The sequence below is a fragment of the Dactylosporangium cerinum genome (assembly GCF_042653625.1).
In the GTDB taxonomy this organism is placed as follows: domain Bacteria; phylum Actinomycetota; class Actinomycetes; order Mycobacteriales; family Micromonosporaceae; genus Dactylosporangium; species Dactylosporangium cerinum.
In genome coordinates this window covers 242,765-259,348 of record NZ_JBHSIU010000011.1, presented here as the reverse complement: position 1 = coordinate 259,348, position 16,584 = coordinate 242,765, and the positions used below count along the sequence as shown (strand labels likewise).

The 16,584-nt window shown below is 71.6% G+C and carries 16 protein-coding genes; 11 read left to right on the top strand and 5 right to left on the bottom strand.

Annotation, left to right across the window (positions count from 1 at the left end; genetic code table 11):
* Positions 1-64 precede the first annotated feature (64 nt).
* Complete coding sequence (locus ACFPIJ_RS10080) at positions 65-2,362, top strand: ribonucleoside-diphosphate reductase subunit alpha (RefSeq protein ID WP_380114433.1); 2,298 nt, start codon at positions 65-67, stop codon at positions 2,360-2,362.
* Between the two features lie 17 nt (positions 2,363-2,379).
* A complete protein-coding gene (locus ACFPIJ_RS10075) occupies positions 2,380-3,357 on the top strand; it encodes a ribonucleotide-diphosphate reductase subunit beta (RefSeq protein ID WP_380114759.1) in 978 nt (325 codons plus the stop codon).
* A gap of 159 nt (positions 3,358-3,516) precedes the next feature.
* Here ACFPIJ_RS10075 and ACFPIJ_RS10070 read toward each other — a convergent pair whose 3' ends face one another.
* From ACFPIJ_RS10070 to ACFPIJ_RS10060, 3 genes are all read right to left on the bottom strand, one after another.
* The gene (locus ACFPIJ_RS10070; protein ID WP_380114432.1) at positions 3,517-4,719 is read right to left on the bottom strand and encodes a hypothetical protein; all 1,203 of its coding nucleotides are present in this window, start codon (positions 4,717-4,719) and stop codon (positions 3,517-3,519) included.
* A gap of 46 nt (positions 4,720-4,765) precedes the next feature.
* Positions 4,766-5,437, bottom strand: coding sequence for a DNA alkylation repair protein (locus tag ACFPIJ_RS10065; RefSeq protein ID WP_380114431.1), 672 nt, complete (start codon positions 5,435-5,437; stop codon positions 4,766-4,768).
* Between the two features lie 95 nt (positions 5,438-5,532).
* Positions 5,533-5,712: a hypothetical protein gene (locus ACFPIJ_RS10060; protein WP_380114430.1), complete on the bottom strand. Its 180-nt coding sequence runs from the start codon at positions 5,710-5,712 to the stop codon at positions 5,533-5,535.
* A gap of 328 nt (positions 5,713-6,040) precedes the next feature.
* Here ACFPIJ_RS10060 and ACFPIJ_RS10055 point away from each other — a divergent pair, with 328 nt between their 5' ends.
* Both ACFPIJ_RS10055 and ACFPIJ_RS10050 read left to right on the top strand, forming a co-directional pair.
* A complete protein-coding gene (locus tag ACFPIJ_RS10055) occupies positions 6,041-6,565 on the top strand; it encodes a nitroreductase family protein (protein WP_380114429.1) in 525 nt (174 codons plus the stop codon).
* Positions 6,562-7,563 (top strand): LLM class flavin-dependent oxidoreductase, encoded by a 1,002-nt coding sequence (locus ACFPIJ_RS10050; protein WP_380114428.1) that lies wholly within the window; start codon positions 6,562-6,564, stop codon positions 7,561-7,563. The genes ACFPIJ_RS10055 and ACFPIJ_RS10050 overlap by 4 nt, the downstream gene beginning before the upstream one ends.
* Here the strand turns inward: ACFPIJ_RS10050 and ACFPIJ_RS10045 are convergent.
* Entirely contained in the window at positions 7,484-8,863 is a 1,380-nt protein-coding gene (locus ACFPIJ_RS10045) for an MATE family efflux transporter (protein ID WP_380114427.1), read from the bottom strand. The two genes, ACFPIJ_RS10050 and ACFPIJ_RS10045, sit on opposite strands and share 80 nt — an antisense overlap.
* A gap of 92 nt (positions 8,864-8,955) precedes the next feature.
* Here ACFPIJ_RS10045 and ACFPIJ_RS10040 point away from each other — a divergent pair, with 92 nt between their 5' ends.
* The 4 genes from ACFPIJ_RS10040 (at position 8,956) to ACFPIJ_RS10025 (ending at position 12,432) form a co-directional block, all read left to right on the top strand.
* Positions 8,956-9,501 (top strand): PadR family transcriptional regulator, encoded by a 546-nt coding sequence (locus ACFPIJ_RS10040; RefSeq protein WP_380114426.1) that lies wholly within the window; start codon positions 8,956-8,958, stop codon positions 9,499-9,501.
* Positions 9,502-9,506: 5 nt separating this feature from the next.
* On the top strand, positions 9,507-9,863 hold the full coding sequence (locus tag ACFPIJ_RS10035; RefSeq protein WP_380114425.1) for a hypothetical protein: 357 nt from the start codon (positions 9,507-9,509) through the stop codon (positions 9,861-9,863).
* Positions 9,864-10,006: 143 nt separating this feature from the next.
* Positions 10,007-11,356, top strand: coding sequence for an MFS transporter (locus ACFPIJ_RS10030; RefSeq protein ID WP_380114424.1), 1,350 nt, complete (start codon positions 10,007-10,009; stop codon positions 11,354-11,356).
* A 371-nt stretch (positions 11,357-11,727) separates the two neighbouring features.
* Positions 11,728-12,432, top strand: coding sequence for a FadR/GntR family transcriptional regulator (locus ACFPIJ_RS10025; protein WP_380114423.1), 705 nt, complete (start codon positions 11,728-11,730; stop codon positions 12,430-12,432).
* A 38-nt stretch (positions 12,433-12,470) separates the two neighbouring features.
* On the opposite strand, the gene ACFPIJ_RS10020 is transcribed toward ACFPIJ_RS10025, so the two are convergent.
* Positions 12,471-13,349, bottom strand: a complete 879-nt coding sequence (locus ACFPIJ_RS10020) for an amidohydrolase family protein (RefSeq protein ID WP_380114422.1) — start codon at positions 13,347-13,349, stop codon at positions 12,471-12,473.
* Between the two features lie 208 nt (positions 13,350-13,557).
* Here ACFPIJ_RS10020 and ACFPIJ_RS10015 point away from each other — a divergent pair, with 208 nt between their 5' ends.
* From ACFPIJ_RS10015 to ACFPIJ_RS10005, 3 genes are read left to right on the top strand one after another with little or no spacing between them, the layout of a single operon-like run.
* Positions 13,558-14,595: an ABC transporter permease gene (locus ACFPIJ_RS10015; protein WP_380114421.1), complete on the top strand. Its 1,038-nt coding sequence runs from the start codon at positions 13,558-13,560 to the stop codon at positions 14,593-14,595.
* Entirely contained in the window at positions 14,592-15,353 is a 762-nt protein-coding gene (locus ACFPIJ_RS10010; protein WP_380114420.1) for an ATP-binding cassette domain-containing protein, read from the top strand. The genes ACFPIJ_RS10015 and ACFPIJ_RS10010 overlap by 4 nt, the downstream gene beginning before the upstream one ends.
* 58 nt (positions 15,354-15,411) lie before the next feature.
* Positions 15,412-16,353 carry a sugar ABC transporter substrate-binding protein gene (locus tag ACFPIJ_RS10005; RefSeq protein WP_380114418.1) on the top strand — a complete coding sequence of 314 codons (942 nt, stop codon included), beginning with the start codon at positions 15,412-15,414 and terminating at the stop codon, positions 16,351-16,353.
* The last annotated feature ends 231 nt before the right edge of the window (positions 16,354-16,584 follow it).

Genomic DNA, 16,584 nt, shown 5'->3' with positions numbered 1-16,584 from the left:
CCTTTCCATGGCGGCTTCCCCCTGCGTCGCTCCGGCCTTCGGTGCCCGGGACGAGGGGAACATCATGCGGGTGCGTAAGCGCGACGGCGACCTGGAGCCGGTCGACGTCAACAGGATCGTCACGGCGGTCGAGCGGTGGGCCGGCGACCTGGCCGACGTCGATCCGCTGCGGGTCGCCACGAAGACGATCAGCGGCCTGTACGACGGGGCCACGACCGCCGAGCTGGACAAGCTGTCGATCCAGACCGCGGCCGAGCTGATCGGCGAGGAGCCGCAGTACTCGCGGCTCGCGGCGCGGCTCCTGGCGGCGTACGTCGACAAGGAGGTCCGCGGCCAGGGCGTGGCGAGCTTCAGCCAGGCGATCCGGCACGCGCATCAGCAGGGGCTGATCAGCGAGGACACGGCCGGGTTCGTGGCCCGCCACGCCACGGAGCTCGACGACGCCGTCGACCCGGGCGGTGACCTGCGGTTCGAGTACTTCGGGCTGCGCACCGTCGCCGACCGGTACCTGCTGCGCCACCCCCACAGCCGGCTCGTCCTGGAGACGCCGCAGTACTGGCTGCTGCGGGTCGCGTGCGGGCTGTCGCAGACCGCGGGCGAGGCGATCGGGTTCTACCGGCTCATGTCGAGCCTCGCCTACCTGCCCAGCTCGCCGACGCTGTTCAACTCCGGCACCGCGCACACGCAGATGTCCTCGTGCTTCCTCGTCGACTCGCCCCGCGACGAGCTCGACTCGATCTACGAGCGGTACCACCAGGTCGCGAAGCTGTCGAAGTTCTCCGGCGGGATCGGCATCTCCTGGTCGCGGGTCCGCGGCCGGGGCGCGCTGATCCGCGGCACCAACGGCCGGTCCAACGGCATCGTGCCGTTCCTCAAGACCCTCGACGCCGGCGTCGCCGCGGTCAACCAGGGCGGCAGGCGCAAGGGCGCCGCGTGCGTCTACCTGGAGCCGTGGCACCCGGACGTGGAGGAGTTCCTCGAGCTGCGGGACAACACCGGCGAGGACGCCCGCCGCACCCACAACCTCAACCTCGCGAACTGGATCCCGGACGAGTTCATGCGCCGGGTGGAGGCCGACGCCGACTGGTCGCTGGTCGACCCGTCCGACGCACCTTCGTTGCCTGACCTGTTCGGGGCCGAGTTCGACGAGGCGTACCGCGCCGCCGAGAAGCACGCCGTGAAGACGGTCAAGGCCCGCGACCTGTACAGCCGGATGATGCGCACCCTGGCGCAGACCGGCAACGGGTGGATGACGTTCAAGGACCGCGCCAACGCGCTGTCGAACCAGACCGGCGAGCCCGGCAACACCATCCACCTGTCGAACCTGTGCACCGAGATCGTCGAGGTCAACAGCGACGACGAGACCGCGGTGTGCAACCTCGGCTCGATCAACCTCGGCGCGCACGTCACCGCCGGCGGCGTCGACTGGGAGAAACTGCGCGAGACCGTCCGCACCGCGGTGCGCTTCCTCGACCGGGTCATCGACGTCAACTACTACCCGTCGCCGCAGGCCGCGGCGTCGAACCCGCGGTGGCGGCCGGTCGGCCTCGGGCTGATGGGCCTGCAGGACGCCTGCTTCACGCTGCGGCTGCCGTTCGACTCGCCCGGCGCGCGGGAGCTGTCGACCCGCGTCCAGGAGGAGATCTTCCTGACCGCCCTGGAAACGTCGGCGGGGCTCGCGGAGCGGTTCGGGCCGCACCCGGCGTTCGCCGAGACCCGCGCGGCCCGCGGCGAGCTGCACCCCGACCTGTGGGGCGCCCCGGCCGAGGGCCCGCGCTGGGCCGCGCTGCGGGCCCGGGTCGCGGCGACCGGGCTGCGCAACTCGCTGCTCATCGCCATCGCGCCGACGGCCACGATCGCGTCGATCGCCGGCTGCTACGAGTGCATCGAGCCGCAGGTGTCCAACCTGTTCAAACGTGAGACCATGTCGGGTGAGTTCCTGCAGGTCAACACGCACCTGGTGGGCGAGCTCAAGGCACGCGGGCTGTGGACGGCGGCGGTCCGGGAGCAGATCAAACGGGCCGAGGGGTCGGTGCAGGACGTCGCCGAGCTGCCCGCGGACGTGCGGGAGCTGTACCGCACCGCCTGGGAGCTGCCACAGCGGGCGCTGATCGACCTGGCCGCGGCCCGGGCGCCGTACATCGACCAGTCGCAGTCGCTGAACCTGTTCCTGAGCACGCCGACCATCGGCAAGCTGTCCTCGATGTACCTGTACGCGTGGAAGGCTGGCCTGAAGACGACGTACTACCTGCGGTCCCGGCCCGCGACCCGGATCCAGCAGGCCACCGTGCCCGTGCTGACGGTCCCCGACGCGGTCGCCTGCTCGCTGGAGAACCCCGAGTCGTGCGAGGCGTGCCAGTGACCCTCCTCGACCCCGGCATGGACCTGACCCTGCGGCCGATGCGCTACCCGCAGTTCTTCGACCGGTTCAGGGACGCCATCAAGAACACCTGGACCGTCGAGGAGGTCGACCTGCACACCGACCTCGCCGACCTGGCCCGCCTGTCCCCCGCGGAACGGCACCTGGTGTCGCGGCTCGTCGCGTTCTTCGCCACCGGCGACACGATCGTCGCCAACAACCTCGTGCTCAACCTGTACCAACACGTCAACAGCCCCGAAGGCCGGCTCTACCTGTCGCGGCAGCTGTTCGAGGAGGCCGTGCACGTCCAGTTCTACCTGAACCTCCTCGACACCTACATCACCGACGACGCCGAGCGGTCCGCGGCGTTCGCGGCGGTGGAGAACATCCCGTCGATCGCCCGCAAGGCCGAGTTCTGCTTCCGCTGGATCGACTCCCTCGCCGACCTGCGCGAGCTGAAGACCCGCGACGACCGGCGGGCGTTCCTGCTCAACCTGATCTGCTTCGCGGCGTGCATCGAGGGCCTGTTCTTCTACGGCGCCTTCGCCTACGTGTACTTCCTGCGCTCCCGCGGCCTGCTGCACGGCCTCGCCTCCGGGACCAACTGGGTCTTCCGCGACGAGTCGATGCACATGGCGTTTGCGTTCGACGTGGTGGAGACCGTCCGCGCCGAGGAACCCGACCTGTTCGACGCCGGCCTGCAGGAGCAGGTCCGGCAGATGCTCGCCGAGGCCGTCGAGTGCGAGGTGCAGTTCGCCGCGGACCTCCTCACCCACGGCGTCTCCGGCATGTCGCTGCCCGACATGCGGCTGTACCTGCAGCACGTCGCCGACCGGCGGCTCGCCGTGCTGGGCATCGCGCCGATGTACGGCAGCCGCAACCCGTTCGCCTTCATGGAACTGCAGGACGTGCAGGAGCTGTCGAACTTCTTCGAGCGGCGCGTGTCGGCGTACCAGGTCGGCGTCAGCGGCACGGTCACCTTCGACGACGACTTCTGAGCGCTTTTCTGAGCGCTTTCTGAGCGCTCAGGTGCACCCGGGGGTGTCCGGTTCAGGGAAACGCTCGTCGACGAACGTGACCTGCCAGCCACCCTCGGGTTTCACCTGCCTGCCGTTGCGCCCGAACCTCAGGATTCCATGAGGTTGAGCCGCAGCCGGTCACCGCCATTCGATGAAGACAGCGGTGTCACCCAGGGCGGAGAACTCGCCGGTCCGTTCCACCTTCTTCGGCGTGGCGCCCCGCTTGGTCCCGCTGATCCAGTACTCGCGTTCGGTCCCGGCCGCGCTCAGGAAGACGACCTGCCCGCCGTCCGGGGAGATCACCATGCCGATGTTGGTCCGGTTGGTGTCGGGAAGGATGGGCTGCTGCTCCTGGCTCGTCGGGCCATCGACGGCAACCGCCGCCAGGTTCGCGTCGCCGGCGGAGCACAGCAGGGTGGTGTCGTCGAGCCAGCCCACGGCCTCCGCGCAGCCGTTGTCCGCGACCTTCGGGGTGGAGTTCGTGAGCGCCGCGGTGCCGGCCGGCACCGCGAAGACGTCGCCCTCGTTGTTGCCCGGCACCCAGCCGCTGTAGCGCTTCCCGTCGGGTGAGACCACGACGTTGTACGCGAGCAGGGCGTGGACCGGATCGCCGACCAGGAAGATCGGAAGCTCGTCGGGTGCCCTGCCGGTGCTCCGTTCCGTCAGCTTGTGGTCTCCGCCCGTCGATCGGCTGCCGACGTTCCACACGCCGCCGGCGCGGTAGCTGAACCAGATGTCCGCCCCGTCCGGGCTGAGGACCGCGCGCTGCTCCCTGGGCGTGGCACCGAAGCCGGTGTCAGTCGCCGTGAGGTCGGTGAGCTTACCGCTGCGGTCGACGAAGCCGACGTGGCTGGCGCCGTTGTTCCCGTCCCGGATGACCACGGCCATCTTCGTGAAGTTCCGGTCGAACAACGACCGGGCCAGCCGCACGGACGCCGCGTCGCCCTCACCGTCTCGGGTGCTCCTGCTCAGCGGTCCCCGCGGGTCGGACGTGCACAGTGCGATCAGACCCGAGCGGCTTTTCGGGCTGGCATCGGCCTGCTGCTCGGTGGCCAGCACACTGGCCGGCACCGCGAACTCCGCTTTCGACTCGTGCGCCCAGGTCTTCGGGTCCCAGCCGTCCACCGACACCAGCCAGCCACCGTTCGCGGCGGCCGAGCAGACGGCCGTGACCAGCAGGTTCCGGTCCCGGAACTCGGCACTCGGACCGTCGGCGGGCGTCGATGCCCGGCCCGCGCCGGCTCCCCGTGCGCCATCGTCGTCTGTTGAGCCACAGGCCGCCAGGGCGCTCACGAGGAGCGACGCGCTCAGGAGCTCGAGAACCCGCTTGTACTTCGGCATACGCCGTCAATCCTCCACTGTAGATAGTCGCGACAGTCGGTCCGGCCTATTGGTGGTGCTGCCGGCGCACCATCTCCGTGATCCAGATGGGCGCGAACGGCGACGTGCAGTTCGGCGGGGTCGGGTAGTCCTTGAGTACCTCCAACCGCTCACCGATGCCGATCGCACGGGTGCGGTGCTCGGCGTGCTCGATCCCGATCTGAGCCAGGCAGTGGTTCATCGCCCACTGCAGCCGATCCGGGGCGTCGCGCATCGTCGCCTCGATGACGTCGAGCAGTCCCGCGAGGTCGAGCCCCTCGGGCCCTTTCGCCACGCGTTCGGTGGTCAGTGCCCATCTGGCACTCGCGACCACGGGATCCGCGTCGGTGAACCAGGCCAGGCGTAGCTCTTCGGCGTGCGGGCTCTTCTTCACCACGTAGTTCACGAGCCAGTCGTGCACCTTGGGGGTGCGCGCCGCACGCAACATGACGTTCAACTCGTCACGTCCGAACGCCTTCGGGCGGCAGACCAGGATCGCCAGCAGTCTCGCCGCGGTGTCATCCGTCTCCCAGAGCTGGCGGGCAAGGTCCTGCTGCGTCTTCAGCCGCTTCGCGAGCGCGCGCAGGTTGCCGAGGTTCACACCATGATCGTCACCGTGCTTCTCGTTCACCTCGCGCACCCTCGGGTCATCGAGCCCGGCCAGCTCGGCCATCACCTCGGCCACCGTCATCTCGGCCACCTCAATCTCCTGCCTGTCACGTGGATCGCTCGCGCAGCGGGTGCCACCCGGCGTTCACCCGCGCCGCTCCGCCGTCTGCGGGCCCGTCGGCACACCTACCGCGGCTGCGCACCGGTGGTTTCGCTCGGTTTCATGCTGTCACCGATCGGGGGAAGATCCGCGGCGAGCAGCGATGCCCATGCCAGGGCGAGGGCCATCGCGGTGGCGAAGGCGGCGCCGGCCGGGCGCGATCCCTGCCCGGCGAAGATCATGATCCAGGCGACGTGGGTGGTCATCAGTGGCCGCCGGCGGTCTCGGGTGCGACGTGCTGCACCGCGAACGCGATGGCCGCGGCGAGGTCGTCGTCGCCGGCTTCCCGGACGGCCTGGATCGCGGGTCCCCAGGCGTGACAGCTACGGACGGGAGAATTCCCTGACCTCGGGGGTGCCGTGCGAGGTGGCGGAGTCGAACTGAACGCGTACACCTGGGAACCGTATTAGTGGTGGCTTAATTAAGTCAAGCCTTAAATATTGCTACCGGGCCAGGACGATCTTGCGGACCGAGGTCTCATCGAGGCGTCAACTCCTAGTAAGACGATCGGTTTATAGTGCTATTGTTCCCGGCATGGAGACCTGGGAGGCCCTTGCCGCGCGGCGCAACGTCCGGCAGTACGGTCCGGATCCGATCCCGGAGGCGGATCTCGGCCGCATCGTCGAGGCCGGGTGGCGGGCGCCGTCGGCGTCCAACCGGCAGCACCGCGACTTCGTCGTGGTCACCGACCGGGAGCAGCTGCAACGGCTGGCGACGGTGTGGCGCGGCGCGCAGCACATCGCCGGCGCGGCGGCCGCCATCGCCCTGGTGGTGCCCGACGCCGACGACGAGCGCACCCGGCTCGTCGACCAGTTCGACCTCGGCCAGGCCGCCTACGCGATCCTGCTCGCCGCCGCCGACCTCGGCATCGGCACCGGCCACTCGTCGGTGGGCGACCAGGACGAGGCGCGCGCGATCCTCGGCGTGCCGCCGGGCCGCACGATCTCCTACCTGATCGGCGTCGGCTACCCGGCCGACCGGCCGCTGCGCCCGATCGTCAAGCCTGACCGCCGCCCGATCGGGGAGGTCGTGCACCACGGCCGCTGGGGGTCGGCGTGAGCATCCGGACCCTGCATTTCCTGACGCCGGGCAACTTCGCCGACGACGACCCGTACGCGGGACTGGAAGCGACCCTGCAGCTGTTCGAGTACGGCGAGCGGCTCGGCTTCGACGGCGCCTGGATCCGCCAGCGGCACCTCGAGCACGGCGTCGGGTCCGCGGCCGTGTTCCTCGCCGCGGCCGGCCAGCGCACCAGCCGCGTGCAGCTCGGCACCGCCGTCATCCCGATCGGCTACGAGAGCCCGTTCCGGCTCGCCGAGGACCTGTCGCTGGCCGACGTGCTGTCCCAGGGCCGGCTCCAGGTCGGGTTCAGCGCCGGCACCCCACCGCACGCCGACCTCATCGGCGACCTCGTGTTCGACGGCGACTGGCGCTCGTTCGACCTGTCCTACCACCGGATCGCCCGGCTGCGGGACAACCTGCGCGGCGAGTTCATCGGCGGGCCCGACACGGTCATCCAGTCCCCCGGCAACGTCCAGCGCCCGCGCCTGCAGCCGTACAGCAAAGGGCTCGTGGACCGGCTCTGGTACGGCGGGGGCAGTCTCCGCTCGGTTCGCTGGGCGGCGTCGGCCGGCCTCAACTTCCTGGCCGGCAACATCGTCTCCGGTGAGGGCACCGACGACTTCGTGGCCGCGCAGCTCGCGCACATCCGCGAGTACCGCGCCGCCGTCGGCCGTCCGGCCCGGATCGCCGTGGGCCGGGTCGTCGTCCCCCTGGACAGCGCCGACCCCGCGACCCGCCGGCGGTACCTCGCCTATGCCGAGTCGCGCCGCGAACGCACCCTGAAGCCGCACGGCGAACGCCGCACGCTGTTCGCCCCGGACGTCATCGGCACCAGCGCCGAGATCGTGGACCGCCTGCGCGCCGACGCGGCCGTGCAGGAGGTCGACGAGCTGCGCCTCGAGCTGCCGTACGAGTTCAACCGGAGCGAGTACGAGCAGATCCTGCACGACGTGGTCCACTCGGTGGCGCCGGCGCTCGGCTGGCAGCGCTCCTGACCGCCGGGCGGCGCAGCCGGGCCAGGCGCAGCACGAGCCCGAGCTGCAGCAGCGCGCTCAGCACCATGGCCAGCCAGACCCCGGTCAGGCCGATCGCGGTGGCGAGGGACCAGCCGAGCACGGTCTGCGCGGTGATCCCGACGACGGTCACCGCGAACAGCCGCGCGCCCCGCCCGGACGCCATGAGGAAGCCGCCGAGCGCGATCACCCCGGCGATCGGCACGAGGTAGCCGCCGACGCAGCGCAGGAACACCGTGCCGGCGGCGATCACCTGGGCGTCGCCGGTGAAGAGGTGCATGAGCGGGGCCGCCGACACCGCGAACACCACGCCCGCCAGCCCGCCGGCGCCGAGGGCGAGCCGCAGGACCTGCCGCCCGATCGCCCGCCGCCGTTGCTCCACCTCGGCATCGGGGGTGGAGCCGAGCACGTGGGGCGTGTGGATCGTGGCCGCGTTGCGGATCGCGTAGAAGGCCATCGTGGCGAAGTACAGCGCCTTCATGCCGATGCCGTACGCGGCCACCGCCGTCACCCCGAAGCGGCCGACCAGCGCGACGACCGCGAGGGCACCCGCCATCCGCACGAGGAAGTCCCCGGCGATCGGCGCCCCGGTCGACACCAGTGCCCGCACCGCAGGCCCGACCGGCCCCGCCGGCTCGGGGAACGCCCGACGGCGGCGCAGGAGCAGCAGGCCGATCGCCAGCGCCACCACGCGCCCGAAGGCGGTCGCGGCGGCGGCACCCACGACGCCGCACGCCGGCACCGGACCCAATCCGTAGATCACCACGGGGTCGAGCGTCACCAGCAGGACGTTGGCGACCAGCGCCAGGCGCATCGGCGTGCGGGTGTCGCCCTGCCCGGCGAAGATGCCGTCGACGACCTGCTGGGCGTAGAAGATCGCGACGGCCGGCAGCGACACCGCGAAATACTCCACGGCCAGGTCCGCCGCGCCGGGCTCGGGCAGGAACAGGGCCGCGAGCGGGCGGCGCAACGCCCAGCAGGCGAGCACGACGACCGGCGTCAACACCGCGAAGATCCGCCAGGCCGCACCGATCGCGGCCCGCGCGCCGGCGCGGTCCCCGGCCGCGATCCGGCCCGCGAGCACCACCACGACCCCGCCGTTGACCAGCAGGATCACGCCGAGCAGGGCGTTCTCGACGTTCGTCGCGACGGCGACCGCGGCGACCGCGGCGGGGCCGAGCCGGGCCACCCAGGCCACGTCGACGATGCCGGCCACGACCGCGGAGAGCAGGGCGACGTAGTTCGGCAGGGCGAGCCGCAGCAGCGGACGGAGATGACCCACGACGTACCTCGTTTCGTAATACCTCGAATCGAGGTATCGCGAAACGATATAGGGTGGACCCGCGGACGGCAACGAGGAACGGGAGGCCGGGCATGCTCGCGCTGGCGATCCTGGGGTTTCTGCACGAGGAGCCGCTGCACGGCTACGAGCTCAAGGAGCGGATCAAGGCGCTGACCGGCCACGTGCGGGCGGTCAGCGACGGCGCGCTCTACCCGGCGATCGCCCGGCTGGAGGCGGCGGGCCAACTGGAGCGCCGGGTCGAGCCCGGCGTCGCCGCCGCGCCGCGGCAGATGCTGTCCCTGACGGAGGCCGGCGAGGCGGAGCTGCAGCGGCGCCTGCGCGAGCCGTCCGAGGTCGACATCACCGACCGGAACCGCTACTTCACCATCCTGGCCTTCCTGCGCCACCTGCCGTCCCCGGCCGCCCAGTCCGAGGTGCTGCGGCGCCGGCTGGCCTTCCTGGACGCGCCGGCCACGTTCTTCACCCAGGGCGGCCGGCGGCTGAGCTCGGCCGATGTGCCGGACCCGTTCCGCAAGGGCATGATCGAGGTGGCCAGGGCCACCCGCGACGCGGAGCGCGCCTGGCTCACCCGGACGATCACCGAGCTGGGGCTACTCCCCGAAACCGGCCCACGATGAAGGGTATGGGCCGCGGTGAGGACACCGCTGACATCGCCGGCCACGAGCGGCGGGTGGCGATCTGGGAGCAGCTCGCCCGCGAGCGCGACCTGCTGGCCGACGAGCTCGACGCCGCCGTCGACCAGCGCGATATCGACTTCGAGTCCAGGCTCAGCGACGCCGAGCGTCGCGACGCCGACATCGCCGAACGCGAGCACATCGCCGACCAGCGCGACATGGCAGCCGCCGCCCGCCATGCGCTCGCCGACGAGCGGGAGCGGCTCGCCGACGTGCGGGAACGCGCCGCCGACCGACGGGACGCGGCGGCCGACCAGCGCGAGGTCGACGCGGAGGTGCGCGGCTGGCACGGGCCGCGCAGCTGACCCGCAACCGGGTCTGCAGATCGAACGTTCGATCTCCACTCTCATTGATGTGGGACGACCGTTCTACTAAGCTCGGCGGGTGACACCGACCGCCACGCGGGAGCCCCACGCCGCCGCGACCGTGCTGTCCCACTCCTGACGCCGTGCCGCGCCGGGGCCCGTTCATCGCGCTGATCAGCGCGTATGTGGTGTCCGTGACCGGCACCTCGATGTCGGCGATCGCCATCCCGTGGCTGGTGCTCACGACGACCGGCAGCGCGGCGCAGACCGGCGTCGTGGTCTTCGCCCAACTGCTGCCCTACGTCGCCACGCAGCTGCTGGGCGGGCCGGTGGTCGACCGGCTCGGCCTGCGCCGCTCGTTCATCCGCGGCAACGCGGCCGCCGCCACCGCGATCGCGGTGATCCCCCTCTGCCACGCCCTGGACGTCCTGACGCTGCCGGTGCTCATCGGTCTGGTCGTGATCGTCGGGGTGTGCCGCGGCGTCGCCGACTGCGCCAACGGCCCGCTGGTGCCGACGACCGCCGAGGCCGGCGGGATCCCGCTGGAACGGGCCGCCGGCCTCAACGCCGGGGCCAACCGCACGGCGCTGCTCCTGGGCGCACCGCTCGCGGGCGTCCTGGTGACGCTGTTCGGATCGCCGGCGGTGGTGCTCATCGACGCGGGCACGTTCGCCGCGGCGGCGGTCATCGCCACGATCTGGATCCGGGTCCCCGAGCCTGCCCCGGTGGCGGGCACGGGCGTCCGCCGCTACCTCCGCGACCTCGGCGAAGGGCTGCGGTTCGTCCGCGGGCACCGGCTGATCCTGGGCATGATGACCATGGTCGCCGTCACCAACCTGCTCGACCAGGGCCTCGCCGAGGTGATGCTGCCGGTGTGGATCCGCGACGAGGTCGGCACCCCCGCCGTGCTCGGCCTGATCAGCGGGGTCGCCGGTGGCGCGGCGGTGCTCGGCAGCCTGCTCGGCGCCTGGCTCGGCCCGAAGCTGCCCCGGTGGTCGATGTTCAGCGTGTCCTACGTGATCAGCGGGGTGCCGCGGTTCGCCGTCCTGGCGCTGTCGGACTCACTGCCGCTGATCCTCGCCGTCTGGATCGTCGCCGAGGTGTTCAGCGGCACGCTGAACCCGGTCATGAGCGCGGTGATGTACGAGCGGATCCCGCCCGACCTGCGGGCCCGGGTGTTGGGCGTGGCCCGCTCGACCGCCTGGCTCGGCCTGCCGTTCGGCGCGCTGGCCGGCGGCTACCTCACCGAGGCGTGGGGCCTGTACCCGGCGCTGTGGGTGTTCGGCGGCGCGTACTTCGTCACCACCCTCGCGCCGTTCGTCTTCCCTTCCTGGCGCCAGTTGAACGACCGCACGCCGGCCGCCGACGAGCGACGGCCGGACGGGTCAGACGTCGCAGGTGGTGCGGCCGGCGGTGACGGGGCAGGCATGGGCGGCGAAGCCGGCGACCACGGTCACGCCGAACGCGGCGCCGGCGGCGACCGTCCGCGATGACCTGGTGAGGGCGCCGGGGCGCCGGGGTCGCCGGTGACGGCCGTCCGCCAGGAGGTGGCGAACGGGCCGGTGAAGGCGATCTGGGCGTCGGCGAGGAGACGGTGTAGGCCGCGCTGCCGTTGGTGTGGGCGAGTTCGGCGGCGGAGCACCGGCCGTCCACATCGGACTCGCTGAGCAGGACCCGGTTGCCGCCGGCCCGGAACAGCGCCGGGAACTGGTAGTTGCAGGCCAGACGTCAATGAATGGGTCAATACCCGTCAAAGACGCTTGAAATACCCTGGCCGGTCGCGGCGGGCCGTGCACAACTGCGCGCCCACCCCGGCGACGATGACTACCATGACGGGCTCAGCAATGGTTCGAGGGAGAAGTCCGTGGCACTGACCGACGATGCCATCGCAAGGATCCGCAGCATGATCCAGTCGGGTGAGCTGCCGCCGGGCACCCGCCTGCCCACGGAGCAGCAGCTGTCCGCGCAGATGGGCATCTCCCGCAGCGGGGTGCGGGAGGCGGTGAAGGTCCTCGAGGCGGCCCGGGTCCTGGACGTGCGCCGAGGCGACGGCACCTACGTCACCAGCCTGGCGCCGCGGCTCCTGCTGGAAGGCCTCGGGTTCGCCGTCGAGCTGCTCCGCGACGACACGCTGCTGGAGGTGATGGAGGTGCGGCGGATGCTCGAGCCGGTCGCGACCGGGCTCGCGGCGCTGCGGATGAGCGACAGCGACCTGGACGAGCTGGAGAAGATCCTCGACGACATGCATGAGGCGGCCGACGACGCCGAGCTGCTCATCCAGTACGACACCGCCTTCCACCGCACCGTCATCGCCGCCACGGGCAACGAGACCCTCACCTCGCTGCTCGACGGCCTGTCCAGCCGCACGGTGCGGGCCCGGGTCTGGCGGGGACTCATCGAGGGCAACTCGGCCCACATCACACTCAGCGAGCACGAGGCGATCTACCGGGCCCTGTGCGCCCGCGACCAGCTGCTGGCCCATGCGAGCGCGCTGCTGCACGTCAACACGTCCGAGGCGTGGCTGCGCACCGTCCTGTCGACGTCCTCGGACGCCCCACCCGCCGGCTGAGGCCGGCGGATGGGGCCGGCGGATGGCGCCGGCGGAGTTCACGACGGCACGGCGAGGCCGTAGGTGCGCACCGCCGTGCCGCCGAAGACCGCCGCGGACCCGGCCGCGTCCAGCGGCGGCAGCGCCTGCCGCAGCGCGTCCAGGACACCGCCGTAGTCGGCGACGAGCAGGCACACCGGCCAATCTGAGCCGAACATCAGCCGGTCCGCCCCGAACGCCGCCACGGCGGCGGCCACGAACGGCCGCAGGTCCTCGACCGTCCACTGTGCACCCGCCTCGGTGACCATGCCGGAGAGCTTGCAGGTCACGTTCGGCTGCGCGGCGAGCTCGGTGAACGGCCCGAGCCATGCGCGCAGCCCCGGCTCGCCGGCGTCGATGCGCGGCTTGCCCAGGTGGTCGAGCACGAACCGCAGCTCCGGCACCGCCTGCGCGGCCCGGGCCGCGGCGGCCAGCTGGTCGGCCCGCACGACCAGGTCGAAGGCGAGCCCGGCCGCGGCGACGGCAGCCAGGCCACGACGGACGTCCGGGCGGTCCAGGTAGTCCGGGTCCGCCTCGCCCTGCACCTGCGACCGGACGCCGACCAGGAACTCCCCGCCGCGCAGCCCGCGGTAGGCCCGCAGGGTCGCGGCGAGGTCCGGGTCGGCGACGTCGGCCCAGGCCACCACCCCGGCGATCGGCCCGCCGGTCGAGCCATCAATCGACCGGGAGTCGGCGGCGTGGCCGAGATACTCCGCCGCCTCGTCGGCGTGGCACCGCCCGCCCTCCACCAGGACGCTGTGCCGGACCCCGGCGCCGGCCAGCTCGGCGCCCAGGTCCTGCGGTGTGAAGGGCCGGCGGATCGCGGCCAGGGCCGGGTCGTCCAGCCAGGTGTACCCGCGCTCGGGCCGCCACAGGTGGTGGTGTGCGTCAACGATCACGATGCCCCCTTGCGTCAAAAGTTGCCATTCATCTGATGTCTAGCACGTTGATGCAAGACTAAGCGTGCCCTTATGTCCGGTTCATTGGTGTTTACAACGCGAGATTGTCGACCAATCTTGACGGCCTTCACCGCAGGCGTATCAAAACATCTCATCACTTCTTTGCAAATCCAGTCACCCGTTCCCCGCCAGGACGAAGGAGGAGGCGATGGCGCTCAGCACCGCGCGGCCGCACACCGCCGCGACCGGTCCACCACCCACCACCCGCGCCCGCGGCCCCCGGCTCGCGCTGGCGCTGATCCGCACCGGTCCACTGCTGATGCTCGTCGCGGTCGTCGTGACCGCCACAGCGCTGTCCCCGGTCTTCTTCACCACCCGCAACCTCGGCAACGTCCTCGCGCAGACCGCGGTCATCGCGATCCTCGCCATGGCCCAGCTGCTGGTGATCGTCACCCGTGGCATCGACCTCTCGGTCGGTTCGACGGTCGCCCTCGCCGCGGTGGTCGGCGCGCTCACCTTCGAGGCGGTGCTGTCAGCGACGCTGGTGGTGCTCGCAATGCTCGGCACCGGCCTCGCCGTCGGCACCGTCAACGGTGTCGCGCTGGTCTGGGGGCGCCTGCCGCACCCGTTCATCGTCACCCTCGCCACGCTGAGCGTCGCCCACGGCCTGGCGCTCTGGCTGGCCGGTGGGCAACCGCACCGCGGGATGCCCGACGTCGTCCAGCTCATCGGCGGCACATCGATCGGCTGGCTGCCGTGGTCGACCCTGCTCGTCGCCGCGCTCGCCCTGCTCGTGCTGCTGCTGACCACCCGTCTCGTCTGGGGACGGTGGATCTACGCCGTCGGCGGCAACCCGGACGGCGCCCGGCGCGCGGCGATCCCGGTCAACGGGGTGCTCATCTCGGTGTACGTGCTGAGCGGCCTCGCGGCCGGCATCGCCGCGATCATCACCGCCGGCCGGCTCAACGCCGGTTCACCCACCTTCGGCGAACTGGCCGAGCTCGACGCGATCGCCGCCGTGGTGATCGGCGGCGCCAGCTTCCTCGGCGGGCGCGGGTCGGTGGCCAACGCGCTCGTCGGCGCACTGATGATCGGTGTCATCCGCAACGCGATGAACCTGCTCAACGTCGACGCGTTCATCCAGCCGATCGTCATCGGCGTGGTCATCCTGATCGCCGTCGAACTCGACGTCATCCGCGGCGCCCTCGAACGGCGCTTCCAGGTGATGCAGGCGGTCGCGGCATGATCGCCGGCACCGCCCCGCCCGCCCTGCGGATCGCCGGGGCGACGAAACGGTTCGGCGCGGTCGTGGCGCTCGACGCGGTCGACCTCGAGGTCGCCCACGGCGAGGTGCTCGCGCTGCTCGGCGACAACGGCGCCGGCAAGTCGACGCTCATCAAGTGCGTCAGCGGCGTCCACCAGTTCGACGCCGGGACCGTGGAGATCGACGGCACCGCCGTCTCGCTCGGCTCCCCCGCCGACGCCCGCGGCGCCGGGATCGAGACCGTTTACCAGGACCTGGCGCTCTTCGACAACCTCGACCCGGCGGCGAACTTCTACGCGGGCCGGGAGGACGCCGGACCCCGCTGGCTGCCGCGCGGGCTGCGGCTGCTGCGCCGGCGCGCCATGTCCGACTCGACCGCCGAGGTCCTGAGCCGGTTGCAGGTAGGCCTCCCCGATCAGCGCGCCGGCGTCGGGCTGCTGTCCGGCGGGCAGCGCCAGGCCATCGCGGTGGCCCGGGCCGCCGCCTTCGCGTCGAGCATCGTCATCCTCGACGAGCCCACGGCCGCACTCGGGCTGCGCGAGTCGCGCCGGGTGCTCGACCTCATCCTGCGGCTGCGCGGCGAGGGCCGCGCGGTCATCGTCGTGTCGCACGCCATGGACCACGTCATGGAGATCGCCGACCGGGCGGTCGTCATGCGCCGGGGACGCAAGGTCGGCGAAGAGCGGCCGACGCCGGAGAACCAGCAGAAGATCGTCTCGCTGATCGTCGGCGGGGTCTGACCCCTCCCGACCCGCACAACCCCCTCATCACCATTCCCAGCGAAGGGACGAACACCCCATGGACCGTGTTCCGAGACTGGCGGCCGTACTGGCGGTGGCGCTGGCCTTACCGCTCGCCGGCTGCGGCGACAGCGGCGGCGGCAGTGACAAGGCGGCCGGCGGCGGCGCCATCAAGGTCGGCCTGATCACGAAGTTCCCCGTCGACTTCTACGACACGATGGTCGACGCGGTGAAGCAGTACGACGCGGCGCACGCCGACGTCGAGGTCGTCTACGGCCAGGGCAAGAGCGGCACCGACGACGAGGGCGAGATCGCCATCATCGAGAACATGATCACGCAGGGCGTGAAGGCGATCGCGATCACCCCGACCAGCCCCAACGTCCAGGGCGCGCTGGACAAGGCGGTGAAGGCCGGCATCAAGGTGGTGCTGATCGACAACGACATCCCCGGCTGGTCCGGCAAGTCGTCGGTCGTGGCCACGGACAACCTCGCCGGCGGCAAGCTCGCCGGGCAGTGGCTCGCCAAGCAGCTGCCGGCCGGCTCGACCATCGCGATCCTGCAGGGCCGCCTCGGCAACCCGTCCCTGGACGACCGGGTCAAGGGCCTGAAGGAGGGCCTGGCCGGTGCGGCCAAGGTCGTCGCGGAACCGGCGACGGACTGCGACGAGACCAAGGGGCTCAACGCCGCCCAGGACATCCTGACCGCCAACCCGGACGTCGCGGCCATCTACGGCGCGTGCGGCCCGCCGATCACCGGCGCGCTGCAGGCGGTCAAGGCGGCCGGCAAGAAGCCCGTCGTCGTCGGCTTCGACGCCTCGCCCGACGAGATCAAGGCGATCGAGTCCGGCACGCAGGCCGCGTCGGTCGCGCAGTTCCCGGCCAAGATGGGCTCGCTCGGCATCGAGACGGCGGTCGCGGCGGCGAAGGGCGAGACGGTCAAGCCGGCCGTCGACACCGGCACGGAGATGGTGACGAAGGACAACGTGGCGAAGTTCAAGTAGGCAACCTCCGGGAGAACCGGCGGCGCCGCGAGGGCGGTCGCGGCGCCGCCGGCCGCCACCTGAATCGCAGCTCGAACCGCGCGGGTCGCGGCACCGGCCGGTGCTGCGGCAGGACACCCGGGCCGCAGGCGGCGGGTGCCGATGTCGTGTTGCGCGTGGTCGATCGCGAGGTGCAGCCGGTCCTCGGGGGTGAGGCCGACTGTGTGGCGGGCGCCGGCCACCGCTTGCTGC

Bases quoted from the DNA above. Each gene is read 5' to 3' on its own strand.
- ACFPIJ_RS10080 (WP_380114433.1), top strand. From the start codon at position 65: ATGCGGGTGCGTAAGCGCGACGGCGACCTGGAGCCGGTCGACGTCAAC.
- ACFPIJ_RS10075 (WP_380114759.1), top strand. From the start codon at position 2,380: ATGGACCTGACCCTGCGGCCGATGCGCTACCCGCAGTTCTTCGACCGG.
- ACFPIJ_RS10070 (WP_380114432.1), bottom strand. From the start codon at position 4,719: ATGCCGAAGTACAAGCGGGTTCTCGAGCTCCTGAGCGCGTCGCTCCTC.
- ACFPIJ_RS10060 (WP_380114430.1), bottom strand. From the start codon at position 5,712: ATGACCACCCACGTCGCCTGGATCATGATCTTCGCCGGGCAGGGATCG.
- ACFPIJ_RS10055 (WP_380114429.1), top strand. From the start codon at position 6,041: ATGGAGACCTGGGAGGCCCTTGCCGCGCGGCGCAACGTCCGGCAGTAC.
- ACFPIJ_RS10040 (WP_380114426.1), top strand. From the start codon at position 8,956: ATGCTCGCGCTGGCGATCCTGGGGTTTCTGCACGAGGAGCCGCTGCAC.
- ACFPIJ_RS10035 (WP_380114425.1), top strand. From the start codon at position 9,507: ATGGGCCGCGGTGAGGACACCGCTGACATCGCCGGCCACGAGCGGCGG.
- ACFPIJ_RS10015 (WP_380114421.1), top strand. From the start codon at position 13,558: ATGGCGCTCAGCACCGCGCGGCCGCACACCGCCGCGACCGGTCCACCA.
- ACFPIJ_RS10010 (WP_380114420.1), top strand. From the start codon at position 14,592: ATGATCGCCGGCACCGCCCCGCCCGCCCTGCGGATCGCCGGGGCGACG.
- ACFPIJ_RS10005 (WP_380114418.1), top strand. From the start codon at position 15,412: ATGGACCGTGTTCCGAGACTGGCGGCCGTACTGGCGGTGGCGCTGGCC.